Origin of the sequence: Microcystis sp. M53602_WE12, assembly GCF_030065455.1 — a bacterium.
GTDB lineage: Bacteria > Cyanobacteriota > Cyanobacteriia > Cyanobacteriales > Microcystaceae > Microcystis > Microcystis aeruginosa.
In genome coordinates this window covers 1-12,262 of record NZ_JASJFB010000512.1, presented here as the reverse complement: position 1 = coordinate 12,262, position 12,262 = coordinate 1, and the positions used below count along the sequence as shown (strand labels likewise).

General features: G+C 43.2%; 10 protein-coding genes. 5 read left to right on the top strand and 5 right to left on the bottom strand.

Annotated features, from left to right (window positions below; translation table 11 throughout):
• Window positions 1–381 precede the first annotated feature (381 nt).
• From PX482_RS16845 to PX482_RS16835, 3 genes are all read right to left on the bottom strand, one after another.
• Window positions 382–1,890 (bottom strand): serine/threonine-protein kinase, encoded by a 1,509-nt coding sequence (locus PX482_RS16845; protein WP_288122730.1) that lies wholly within the window; start codon window positions 1,888–1,890, stop codon window positions 382–384.
• Window positions 1,891–1,892: 2 nt separating this feature from the next.
• Window positions 1,893–2,108 carry a hypothetical protein gene (locus tag PX482_RS16840; RefSeq protein WP_080603648.1) on the bottom strand — a complete coding sequence of 72 codons (216 nt, stop codon included), beginning with the start codon at window positions 2,106–2,108 and terminating at the stop codon, window positions 1,893–1,895.
• Between the two features lie 223 nt (window positions 2,109–2,331).
• Entirely contained in the window at window positions 2,332–2,547 is a 216-nt protein-coding gene (locus tag PX482_RS16835) for a hypothetical protein (protein WP_071825105.1), read from the bottom strand.
• A gap of 153 nt (window positions 2,548–2,700) precedes the next feature.
• Between PX482_RS16835 and cruF the strand changes: the two genes are divergently transcribed.
• From cruF to PX482_RS16815, 4 genes are all read left to right on the top strand, one after another.
• Window positions 2,701–3,615 (top strand): gamma-carotene 1'-hydroxylase CruF, encoded by a 915-nt coding sequence (gene cruF, locus PX482_RS16830; protein WP_287694802.1) that lies wholly within the window; start codon window positions 2,701–2,703, stop codon window positions 3,613–3,615.
• A 1-nt stretch (window position 3,616) separates the two neighbouring features.
• Window positions 3,617–4,807 carry a 2'-O-glycosyltransferase CruG gene (cruG, locus tag PX482_RS16825; protein WP_288122729.1) on the top strand — a complete coding sequence of 397 codons (1,191 nt, stop codon included), beginning with the start codon at window positions 3,617–3,619 and terminating at the stop codon, window positions 4,805–4,807.
• Between the two features lie 117 nt (window positions 4,808–4,924).
• Window positions 4,925–5,317, top strand: a complete 393-nt coding sequence (locus PX482_RS16820) for a Het-E N-terminal domain-containing protein (RefSeq protein WP_288026842.1) — start codon at window positions 4,925–4,927, stop codon at window positions 5,315–5,317.
• Between the two features lie 139 nt (window positions 5,318–5,456).
• On the top strand, window positions 5,457–7,976 hold the full coding sequence (locus PX482_RS16815; protein ID WP_288095647.1) for an ATP-binding protein: 2,520 nt from the start codon (window positions 5,457–5,459) through the stop codon (window positions 7,974–7,976).
• On the opposite strand, the gene PX482_RS16810 is transcribed toward PX482_RS16815, so the two are convergent.
• Window positions 7,917–8,921, bottom strand: coding sequence for a glycoside hydrolase family 10-like protein (locus PX482_RS16810; protein WP_012268243.1), 1,005 nt, complete (start codon window positions 8,919–8,921; stop codon window positions 7,917–7,919). The two genes, PX482_RS16815 and PX482_RS16810, sit on opposite strands and share 60 nt — an antisense overlap.
• Before the next feature lie 310 nt (window positions 8,922–9,231).
• The gene (locus PX482_RS16805; protein ID WP_002761836.1) at window positions 9,232–9,666 is read right to left on the bottom strand and encodes a peroxiredoxin; all 435 of its coding nucleotides are present in this window, start codon (window positions 9,664–9,666) and stop codon (window positions 9,232–9,234) included.
• A gap of 197 nt (window positions 9,667–9,863) precedes the next feature.
• On the opposite strand from PX482_RS16805, the gene PX482_RS16800 reads away from it, so the two are divergent.
• Window positions 9,864–11,660 carry an N-acetylmuramoyl-L-alanine amidase family protein gene (locus PX482_RS16800; protein ID WP_288122728.1) on the top strand — a complete coding sequence of 599 codons (1,797 nt, stop codon included), beginning with the start codon at window positions 9,864–9,866 and terminating at the stop codon, window positions 11,658–11,660.
• Window positions 11,661–12,262: the final 602 nt, after the last annotated feature.

Here is a 12,262-nt window from a genome sequence, read left to right as displayed (position 1 = left end):
TGAAATGGGGCGAAAGTCTGTGGACTCTGTGTAAGACAGTACATGGTTTTTTAACTGTGGTATGCGACGGTGGTGGAAGCAGAAACTTAAATCGTGAGGTTTAGGAATCGCCGCACTTTTAGGGCGGCGAGGATGTCAATACTTGATCTCCTGTAGATTTCTGCACTATCTACAAAAATAGTACCCAACTTATAATACAGAAGTAGGCATTGGGAATGGATGATGGCTAATAGCGAAAGTGAAGAGCGGCAGATAGCTTTGGCAATATACACAAATATTAGTCCCGTCCGCTGTCCGCTCGACTGCGCTGTTATGGGGCATATTCATCGATTACCCCAAAATTACATCCGTTTCAGCAACTCATCATACCCCCCTGATTTTTTAGGGCTGCCCGGCCAGTTCTGACTCTAATTTGGCCAGAATCTGGGGTTTAAGTTGCTCGATTTTCTGTTTTAACATCCGCTTGCTAATTTGCGGGTTGCCACCCTGGCCCGATTGACTATCTGTCACCCATTGCTGCAAAATTTGGCATTGATTGGCGGGAATATTAGCGTTGATCACATTTTCACAGATGTTGCTGCCTTCGAGGGGGAAAAATAAAATCCAGTATTGACCGGCTTCGGCGAGGGTTTTGGTCATTTTTTGACCTTGAGGGGTTTTTAAGTCCAAATAACAAGGCAACCAGCGGGGGCCCCATTGACGATGATAGAGGACAGTAATCCAGAGAATCATCGGGTGAGGTGTGGGTAAAAAGAGGAATTGATTATAACGGACACTAGCAACCCGGACGGCGATATCTTCTCGATCCAACATTACCCATAAACCGGGAAAAACGCCGTCAGCAGCCTGGAGACAGCGTGAGAAGACAATTTTTTGGCGCGGTTTATCCTCGGGCCAACTGGACTTGACACAGATATCCCTCGCATTAGCAGCAGAAACAATGGTTTGATTTAAATCACGAGGGGTTTTGATTTTGCGGGTGTAATCGTCGGTTTTTTTGACTATTTCATTTTTGACTAGGGGTTCAAGTCGTTCGAGACGTTGTAGTATATCTGTAACACTTGACGGGCGATCGCTGGGTGCTTTGGCCAAGCAGCGCAGGATTAACTGTTCTAATTCTGGCGGTAATTGCAAGCTAGAATTAAAGGAACGGGGTTCGGCGTAGTGGTGAACCTCATACCAACCGCCAAAGGAGGGATTATCGGGAAAAATGGGCGTTTCTCCCGTGATCATCTCGTACATCATAATCCCAAAACTGTAGATATCAGAACGATGATCGAGTTCTTTACCTTCCATCTGTTCCGGGGAACAATAGGCTAAGGTTCCCATAAACGATTGGGTTTGGGATTCTCCCGATTGGATGAGTTTAGCGATGCCAAAATCGAGAATTTTCACCAATTCCCCTAATCCTGAGTCCTGAATCACCATAATATTGCTTGGTTTGATGTCCCGGTGAATAATCGGACACATCTCCCCTTGGAAGATAATACCCTTATGGGCGCATTCCAGGCCGAAACAAATCTGACGGGTGAGATTGAGAAAGCGCGGGAGGGGCAGCGGCTGATGTTTGATGATTTCACTCATGCTCTCCCCCGGCAAAAATTCCATGACGTAGAAGGGGACTTCCTTGTCATCTACACCATAATCACGAACCTTAACAACATGAATACTTTTTTCGCCTAAAAGTGCCGAAATAGTCGCCTCTCGCTCGAAGCGCTCGCGCATTCTGTTGTTGAGGAGAGTTTGCGAGAGGAATTTGACGGCGACGGTTACGCCACCTAAGAGTTTATCTTCTGCTCGATATACTTGTCCCATGGCACCGCTACCGATCAACTCGACCAGTTGGTATCGATTGGCAAGTAAACTCCGATGTCTAGATTCTGCCGACATAGCTAGGCTACTGTGTTAATTATAGTGAGTCTGGTGGAGAGAGTTTTTTTAAGAACCGCTGCAATTGGTCGGCGATTGAGAGGACTTAATCTTAGAATGGCTTTTTTTCGGTTCTTCGTTACTTGGTATGGTTCGATCAGGGGGCATAAATCGACTAAATCCTTATCTGGCAAGAGACTTAATTGATTAGCTCGTTCTAGATCGAAAACAATTGGCAAAAATTACATAACACAAACCGAAGAACCTTTTTTTCGGACTAAAAGCATCATTGTTAACATATATAGCGGTTCTCGCATCTGTGCGGCACACTTAAACCTTTGCTGATTAAGCTGTTCAGGATCGGGAATGTACCTCTTGTGAATCAGAAACGCTATATTTTCAGGCATTTTTAGTCATTGCCTCTCGGATAATTAATTTTTGGGGGTTGAAAAAATGAAAAAACTAAGTATAAAGTAACATAAAATCTCTAGATAGACAATTTGATTGATTATTATTCGTTCTTGATTGTCCTGACTTGAAAGAGGGTGTGGGGTGTGGGGTGTGGGGTGTAGGGTGTAGGGTGTGGGGTGTAGGGTGTGGGGTGTGGGGTGTAGGGTGTGGGGTGTGGGGTGTAGGGAAAGAAACCTCTTTCATCTGTGGGGGTGAAAATTTTTTCATCGGGACTGCCAAGGGACTCCTAAACCACCACTACAGGCAAATCCCTAACCCCTGTAAAACTTTTTTGCCGAAAGTGACCGATCTGCGTAATAATTCTTTAATAAAGATTTGTAAACTTGAAAATGATTATCCTTTCGCAGTGCTAGAGATTTAATGAGACGACTAATTGCGATCGAAAAAGCTCTGCTCATCGGTCATATCGTATCGATGGCTTTTGGACTAGCGGGATTGTTGCTAGTTTTGCCCCATCCCGAATTTGTGGCCAATTTACCAGATTTTGGCAAAACTGCCTTTGCTTGGTCAATGGCCGGGGGGGGTGTGGTGTATATGGTGTTAGGAATGGCAGCGGTGGCTGTTTATGCCTATCGGACTCTAGGAGTGTGGCACTGGTTAGGATTCATGGTTCCCGCTATCAGTTTATCCCTTTGTAGCGAACTATTAGGAACCAGTACCGGCTTTCCTTTCGGTCATTATCGTTATCTTTCGGGCTTAGGTTACAAAATTGCGGGTTTAGTCCCCTTTACTATCCCCCTATCTTGGTTTTATCTCGGTTTTAGTGCCTATATCATCGCTCGTGTTGGTTTATCCACTCTTGCTATACCCCAGTGGCTACAAAATCTAGGATCGATCGCTATCGGGGCGGTATTATTAACTTCCTGGGATTTTGTCCTAGATCCGGCCATGAGTCAAACTACCATACCCTTCTGGATTTGGGAACAACCGGGGGCCTTCTTTGGGATGCCCTACGAAAATTTTGCCGGTTGGTTTGGCACGGGCTGTGTTTTTATGACGGTAGCCACTTTAATTTGGCAAGTGCAACCGGTGAAACTGCCAAGTCAAGATTTAACCCTACCTTTTGTGATGTATTTAGGTAATTTTGGCTTTGCTACGGTCATGAGTATCGGTGCTGGTATTTATCCGCCGATTTTCTTAGGATTACTCACCGGTATTCTGCCTTTAATACTCCTCTATAATCGCGCCAAGGCTGTTGCTTCCGGGCAAACAGTGGCAACCAGCGAAGTAACAACCCTAAAAATCCCCGTTGTGTCGGTGAGAGGAGCCAAATAAGTTGTTAACTGAGATAATTCTCGGTGCATTCTGCCTGGGGCTACTGCTGTCTCAGGCTGTTGCCTTTTTTATCCTTCTTTCCCGTTTGCTAAAAGGGGCGCGTCGTCGTCCTCCCCTGACTCCCCAACCCCCCACCCCGGAGATGTTAGGGACAGTAAGCGTGATTGTGCCGACGTTAAACGAAGTGGCCAGGATTGACGGTTGTTTACAGGGATTGAGTCAACAGAGTTACGAAGTGCGAGAAATTCTGATTGTCGATAGCAATTCCCAAGATGGTACGCGGGAAAAAGTCAAAGAGATAGCGGCAAAAGACCCCCGCTTTCGCTTGAAAACCGATTATCCTTTGCCCCCCGATTGGGTAGGTCGTCCCTGGGCGTTACACAATGGTTTTTTGTTTAGTTCTCCTAAAAGTGACTGGATTTTGGGCATTGATGCCGATACCCAACCCCAAGCAAATTTAGTCGCTAGTTTAGTTAAAGCTGCGCTCGCAGAAGGTTATGATTTAGTTTCCCTGTCGCCGCAATTTATCCTCTCCTATCCGGGAGAATGGTGGTTACAGCCGGCTTTATTGATGACTTTGCTCTATCGCTTTGATGCGGCCGGAGTGCGCGGGCAAGATCCCCAACGAGTCATGGCCAATGGTCAATGTTTTCTCTGCCGGCGGTCAGTTTTAGCGGCTTTAGACGGTTATAGCGGGGCAAAAGGTTCTTTTTGCGATGATGTCACCCTCGCCCGTCTAGCGGCAACGAAAGGCTATCGGGTGGGATTTCTCGATGGGGCGAAGTTGATTCGCGTGCGGATGTACGAAGGACTCAAGGAAACTTGGCGCGAATGGGGCAGATCTCTTGACCTCAAAGATGCCTCCTATCAGGGGCAATTATGGGGCGATTTAGCTTTATTAGCTCTTACTCAGGGATTACCGATAATTATCACTCCTTTACTGCTCACAGCTTTGATTTTTGGCTACAATTTCCTGAGTTTAAAAATTGTTTTGACTTTAAACCTGCTGCTGTTATTGATTCGTTTTGCCCTTTTATTGGCTGTCTCTCCTAGCTACTATCGAGGCGAAAAAGTCAATCTATCCTCAGTATTATTTTGGCTATCTCCCCTAGCGGATCCGCTGGCAGTTATCCGCATTTTTGTCTCTGCTTTTACCCGTCCCCAAAGTTGGCGCGGTCGAGTGTATCAGTAATATTTTTTGATATCCGTAAAGAGGTTGATGTACCTTGTAGTCACAATTAAGACGGTCAATGAGGCGAACTCATCAGACCACTATTTACTCCTTCTACATAATAATTGAGGCTCAACTATGGACCCTATTTCTCTGATTCTTGCTGCTTTAGGGGCTGGTGCGCTCGCTGGCGCTAATGATACCGCAGGAACAGCTGTTAAAGATGCCTATCAGGGTTTGAAGACTTTAATTAAGAAGAAGTTTGAAGGCGATGTTCTGGGACAAGCGATGGTAGATGCCAAACCAGAAGAAATCAAGCAAGCTGAAGGTTTGTTAAAAGATAAAATTACCAAAGCTGGTGCTGATCAAGATCAGGAAATCATTAAAGTGGCTCAGGATTTACTCGATCAAGTCAAAGAACAGCCCGGTGGACAGGAGATAATCAATCAAACTCAAACTAATACGGTGAGCGGCGTAACTGTTGGTGGAAACTTTGAATTTAAGCCAGTTCAAGAAGGCAAGAAGAGTTAAGAAAGCGTGAATTTGAATAAGGGTTCGGTAAAATTTGACCACTTAAACAAAGATTAGAAGGAGTGCTGGATTTAGCTGAACCGACAGCCATTTGTTGCATCTCTGGTCCCTAAAACAAAACATCGGAGATGCCACTACTATGAGCCAGTCAATTCCAGACCGTCAATCTCAGGAACAAGATAACCTGATTAAAGATACTAACGTTAGCGGTGATTTAATCATCGCTCCCGTTCAAATTGGTACTAAAATTGAGACTCAAACTGTCCAGATTTCAGTTGCTAAAGGTACGCAGCAACCATTGACTATGAAGTCACCTTATCGGGGACTGAAAAGATTTAATGACAAAGACAGAGATCTCTTTTTCGGTAGAGATAAGTTAATTGCTGAATTATTTGAGATGGTGAATCGAAGCAACTTGAGTTTAGTGTTAGGGGCTTCTGGAAGTGGCAAGTCTTCTGTGGTGCGTGCGGGGTTAATTCCTGAGTTGAAAAAATCTCTGGAGTCTCAAACATTTTATGACTTCATCTTTACACCGAATCAAGATCCCTTTGATTCCCTACATCGGTGTTTACTCATTGAGGAGAAGGATTATCACTTCAGTGAAGCAGAAGTCGAGATTGCCCGAGAAGCAAAGGCAGATACCCTAACTAAAGTGATTGACACCTTAAGGAAAGATGGGGAACGGTGGCTAATTTTTGTCGATCAATTTGAGGAATTGTTCACTATTTGCAACGATTTAGATAAACGCAAAAATTTTATTGCAGGTCTTGTTCAAGTTGCCAAGTCTGGGAATAGTTCTGTCAAGATTGTACTGGCAATGCGGGCTGACTTTCTGGACCAATTGAGTTTCTATCCCGATTTAGGTGCTATTGTTAACGAAAATAATAATATGCGTCTGGTGACTATGATGCATCCAGATGAACTGCGACAGGCGATTGAGCAACCAGCAGCCAAGCATGGGGTCGTGTTTGAAGAAGGGTTAGTTGAACAAATTATCAAGGAACTTGATGGACAAAAAGGTTATCTTCCCTTATTGCAATATACCCTGAATTTGCTTTGGAAAAGTGAATGCCAAACTCGCTGTGCTGATGGTCGCTTTGAGATCGAAGACCGTATCTTAAACAAGAAAAGTTATGCAGCGTTAGAGGGGGTAAGGGGAGCATTGCAAAAGCGGGTCAACGAGATATACCTCAATTTGAACGAAGACGAAAAGACAACCACTAAGCAAATATTTTTGAAGCTAGTTAATGTTGTTGATACTGATTCAGGCAGTAGAGCAGTGAGCAGACGAGCTTATCGAAATGAATTTGTCGGTAAATCAGAAGAAAAGCTCCTCGAAAAGTTCATTAATAAAGACAAGTTGCTAGTTAGTAGTAGCGAGTATTCTAGTACGGAAGAAATGCAAGCGAGTGACAGCAAGCGTCTGAAACAACCTCCAACTCCAACCGTAGAAATTGCCCATGAAATTTTGCTCTCATCTTGGAATGAGTTAAAAGACTGGCTTGAACAAGCAAAAGAAGCAATTATCTTCAAAAATCGGTTGACTGATGAGACAAGACGGTGGCAAAAAATTCGCTTAGAGGATGAGTCTAAAGCTCAGGATGAACTCTTGAAAGGCTATCAATTGGCTAAGGCTGTAGAGTTGAGAAATAAAGAAGGCGCTTTTAAAAATCTTCGTGGCTTAAGACCAGAAGAAAGTGAATTCATTGATGCCAGTGTCAATTGGCAACAGCAACAAGAGCAGCAAAAGAAAAACCGACGACGAAATACCATTGTAAGCCTCGCTACTTTTTCAGTCATTTCTTTGGGGCTGGCCAGCTTTGCAGGAATTCAATTATGGAATGTTAAGGTTGCTAAACAACGCACACAAGAAGAACTTATTCACTCTGCTTGGATAAGCCTTAAGCCATTAAAAAAAAGCTATGAAGAGTGTGGAACTTGGCTCGATTATGGACTGCGCGATCTCTACTGTCAGATCAAGCCCTTTGTTGATTATAGCAAATTAATGGCGATATCTGGCTTACCTATTTTCAAGAAGGGTCCTCATACTAATTTTAGTCTGAACTTTGAGGGTGGCTACGAGTTTGGGCATTACAACCCAGAATTTCTAACATGGATTCAAGAGAAAGTTGTTATTGAACCTGCTGACAGCACATTTAAGCAAAACATCCAACGAGCTTACAATGATAAAATTAAAGTAGTAGCAAGAGCTTTCTACCAAACACATAAAATTTTGTTTCCAACCCCTGAAGGATCTGATGAGTTTAAAGCAATCAAGAGTGAATATCCAGATAAAATTGAAAAGCAAACTCTAGAACGTTGTGACCTTGGAGGACCCGAAAAATGTGGTGGTTGGTATCTGCAAGAAGAGTTTAGATGGCTGGGTGACTATTTAGCCAACCAAAATAAAAATATTTCTGAAAGGATTAATGGGAAAGATAATTATTGGTATCTAGCGAATGTATCGGGAGGTTTTTGGGTTCGGCGCTCTATTGATGGAACAGAAAAACAGTTTTTTGATATCTTGACACAACTTCTGGAAATCTATGATTCAGAGTGGCTGAGTGAACAAAATTTGCTGGATACCAATCCATCTCAATTAAAACCGAGGAATATGATTAAAAAGATGACGCATGACGACAAACTCCCAACAAAATAACGAATAGCCATAACCCTGCTGCTCCACCGTCCTCACCTGAGCTTGTAAACCCTTTAAGGAAAAATCAGGATTCCAACCCGCATATAAACCCACCCCCACCGGCACATACCGGGAAGCTGTCGCCAGTCCCGATCCCGAAAGACTTGCCGCCACCTGATTGGGAGTTTTCCGATAGATCTGTAAGACCACCTCATCCACAATCCCTTGACGCACCCAAGCCAACCAATTTTGATTATATTTATTCACCGCAAAAGAGTGAGGATTAGGCGAAAGACTCACCACCAACTTGGGATTAATCGCCTTGACATGATCGTGCAACTTGCGGGTTAAATTCGTTAAAGCCTGACTTTTATTACCAAAAACACGCGGAACTGCCCAATGATCATCTAACTGAATCCCCGCCAAATCTTTTTCTTTTAAAATATCTTCCATATTCCCCAAAAGATAGGCTTGTACCTGCGGATTCGCCGGATCTAACCAGACATTGGTTTCCACCACCGTCTTCCCTGCGGGCGTTTTTAATAGCCAATCCGGATGCTTTTTGGCAATAGGATCCTTAGGGGATAACATCAAACCATACTCAAACCAAGCAAATGGTTTCAAACCCTGCCGTAAAGACTCCTTAACCGCTGCCCTCCAGGGATTGCTCAACGGCGGCACAAACAACCAATTCGTCGGACGTTGGGAAGTCGGATAAAGCGTTCCCCTAAACCCATAAACACTAAAATACACCCGGTCATAACCCGATCGCGAAAGATGATTTAACACCTCATCTAAGGACGTAGTGTGATGTAACAATATCGTGCCAATATTGGTTAACCAAACCCCCTTCATCTGCTCATTTTCCACTGCCTTTCGGGGAGCCGCTCGGTGAGTAACCAACAACAAAAAAGCCACTCCAGCAACAATCCCAAACCTCTTTAGGTACTTGCTAAACTTAACCATGATTCCCGATTAATCCCACCAAGATATTTGATAATAGTATTAAGTAGGGAGGCCAAATTATTTGTAGGATGGGTTAGCGGTAGCGTAACCCATGCAGGCGTTGGGTTTCATGCTTCAACCCAACCTACGTTCATCTTATATTTAATTCCACCCACCCACTTATTTTAGTCCGATTTTTAATATTCAGTTCATCATCAGCAAGACCTATTTAGTTATACTAAATCCGTTTATTAAAAACTGATTATCAGTGAACTGGGGTATCGGGTGTATTAGGCTCCCCTAACACACCCAGAAAAGATTTTAGGGAAAATTAACCGACTACGCAGAGAATATCCGATGCGTGACTAGCGGTATTCACTTTGTCATCCACATGGCTAATTTTGCCTTCTGCATCGATGATATAGGTGACGCGCTTAGAATAGCCACCCCCATCGACGTCATAAGCTTTGGTGATAGCACCATCGGTATCTACGAGCAATTGGAAGGGTAAACCGTATTTTTCTTTAAATTGTGCATGGGAACCTTGGTCATCCCTGCTCACCCCGAAGACTACTATTTCCTTGTCTTGGTATTGTTCGTAGTTATCCCGGAAGCTTTGCGCTTGCTTGGTGCAGCCGGGGGTATCATCTTTGGGATAGAAGTATAAAACTACGACTTTACCTTGAAAATCCGACAGGGAAACGGTTTTTCCAGTATCGTCGGTGGTGGTAAAGTTCGGTGCGATTGTTCCAACGGTTAAAGCCATAACTCCGATTCCTTTACAAAAGTTAATCTATCTTGATCATAAGGGATGAGGGTCACAAACAGGGAGAGGGGAAAAAGAAGTCAGAGCATTTGTACTAAATTTCCCGATCAGTTTAAATACAGTACAGCTTAGAAGACGAACAACAAACCTCCAGAATTTGTCTTAGGATAATATTTGTCAGCTAAGAGGGGGATAATATGGGGCTATTCTGGTTAAAGGTGAGAACTTTTGGGCAAAATATCTTAATTGGTTGGGGTTTAGTGCTATTAATCGGTTTTTATCACAGTATCAGCGCTAAATCTACCTCATTAATGATTGTTTATCCTCCCGATAATCATCAAACCACGGCCGCTAGAATCTTTTTTATTGGTTCTGCTCCTCCATCGGGTCAAGTTTTGCTCAATAATCAACCGATTCAACGCAGTGCTAAAGGATATTTTGCCCCTAGTTTTCCCCTAGAAGTTGGCGAAAATAATTTCACTATTCGCTATCAAAACCAAACTATTAATCGTCAAATAATTCGTCGAGATACTCAAGCAATTATTCCCCAAGGATTAGCTTTTGCTGATAACTCTCTCAGTCCTTCTGTCCATAGGACGAGGTTAGTGGGGGAATGGATTTGTTTTAGTGCGATTGCCACTCCCCAAGCTCAGGTTTCTGTGCAGTTAGGAGATAAAATTCTGCCTCTTTTACCCCAACCTCAAACCACAAAACTGCCTAGTAATGCCGCAGTTTTAACTAATCTCAATCAAGCGGATTCTCAGGATAAAACTGGTTATTATCGAGGTTGTCAGCAGTTTAAGCAAGAGGCTAACTTAGGAAAACCTATTTTTACAGCACAATTAAATAATCGCTCAATTACTCAACAAGGTCAAGGGGAAATTAACATTATTAGCGATCAGAATTTACCAGTTATTGAAATTATAGTTCCTGAAGGAGTAGCGCGCACGGGACCGGGTAGTGATTATTCCCGTTTAACTCCTTTACCCCAAGGCACAAAAGCAAGAGTCACGGGGAAAGAGGGGGATTGGTTACGGTTAGATTATGGGGGTTGGATTTTAGAGCGAGAAACCCGTTTAATAGCCAATGAAGTCTTAGATAATGCTAATATTCGCGGTCTATCTTCTCGCAGTATAAATCAAGCAACGGAAATTATTTTTCCCCTATCCCATCCTGTACCCATCGCCGTGGCACAAGAGGATGATAAATTTATTTTGACCCTTTATAATACCATTGCCCAAACCGATACAATTTTTCTAGTGGATAATCCTTTGGTCAGACGTTTAGATTGGCGACAAATTAACCCGACTACGATAGAATACACTTTTAATCTTAACCAAAAACAACAGTGGGGTTATAGTCTTCGTTACCAGGGGACAAATTTAATCTTAACCCTGCGTCATCCCCCGGAAAAAAGTGATAATTTACAGGGCAAAGTTATTTTATTAGATCCCGGACACGGAGGTAAAGAAACCGGCGCTGTCGGTCCGACGGGTTACACAGAAAAAGAGATTAATTTGCTTATGTCTAAATTAATTAAACAGGAGTTAGAAAAATTGGGGGCAACAGTTTATTTAACCAGAGAAACTGACATCGACTTATCTTTACCGGCACGAGTAGAGATGATTAATAATCTGCAACCAACCCTAGCAATATCAGTTCACTATAATGCTTTACCTGATGATGGAGATGCCTTAAATACTCAAGGAATTGGCATATTTTGGTATCATCCCCAGGCAGCGGATTTATCAGTTTTTCTCCACGATTATTTAACCAAAAATCTTAACCGTCCTTCCTATGGAGTATTTTGGAATAATTTAGCTTTAACTCGTCCCTATAGTAGTCCTTCATTGTTATTAGAGTTAGGATTTATGAGTAATCCTCAAGAATTTGAATGGATTACCGATACTCAGGCACAAAAACAATTAGCGCAAGTTTTAGCCGCCGGAATTAGCCAATGGTTTCAACAATCTGGGGTAATTGCTTCCAGTTAAAATTTAATGGCAATCCGAGGGAGATAAGCTTAAGTAGCTGGTTATAATTAAATTAAAAATGGATTTTAGGTTCGATCCCCCCTGCCCCCCTTAATAAGGGGGGTGCCGATAGGCGGGGGGATCCCCCCTGCCCCCCTTAATAAGGGGGGTGCCGATAGGCGGGGGGATCCCCCCTGCCCCCCTTGATAAGGGGGGTGTCTGACAACTTTTAACGCCTACCTACTTAAATCTTTATGAAAAACCAAGCCTTAGCTGGAAAGCCGGTGATAGGATTTTCTGGAGTCTTTATTGTAATCTGAGGAAATTAAATCAAGTCGATGGAAAAAATGTTACCAGTGAACAGCAATCGGACAAAATAACTGCTAGATTACAAGGTATAGTCCATCACTCTCTGGTAGATATTCAAACAGCGATCGCTCTGTGAGAAAAATCTCTGGATTAGCCAACAACTAAAGATAGTTTACCTGAAAATTTCCCAACAATTCACGCCCTTATAGACAACTTGATCGCTGCCCCCCTTATTAAGGGGGGATTAAGGGGGGATCAAAACCACCTTATTAAGGGGGGATTAAGGGGGGATCAAAACCACCTTATTAAGGGGG

Bases quoted from the DNA above. Each gene is read 5' to 3' on its own strand.
- PX482_RS16845 (WP_288122730.1), bottom strand. From the start codon at position 1,890: ATGTCGGCAGAATCTAGACATCGGAGTTTACTTGCCAATCGATACCAA.
- PX482_RS16835 (WP_071825105.1), bottom strand. From the start codon at position 2,547: ATGAAAAAATTTTCACCCCCACAGATGAAAGAGGTTTCTTTCCCTACA.
- cruF (WP_287694802.1), top strand. From the start codon at position 2,701: ATGAGACGACTAATTGCGATCGAAAAAGCTCTGCTCATCGGTCATATC.
- PX482_RS16820 (WP_288026842.1), top strand. From the start codon at position 4,925: ATGGACCCTATTTCTCTGATTCTTGCTGCTTTAGGGGCTGGTGCGCTC.
- PX482_RS16815 (WP_288095647.1), top strand. From the start codon at position 5,457: ATGAGCCAGTCAATTCCAGACCGTCAATCTCAGGAACAAGATAACCTG.
- PX482_RS16810 (WP_012268243.1), bottom strand. From the start codon at position 8,921: ATGGTTAAGTTTAGCAAGTACCTAAAGAGGTTTGGGATTGTTGCTGGA.
- PX482_RS16805 (WP_002761836.1), bottom strand. From the start codon at position 9,666: ATGGCTTTAACCGTTGGAACAATCGCACCGAACTTTACCACCACCGAC.
- PX482_RS16800 (WP_288122728.1), top strand. From the start codon at position 9,864: ATGGGGCTATTCTGGTTAAAGGTGAGAACTTTTGGGCAAAATATCTTA.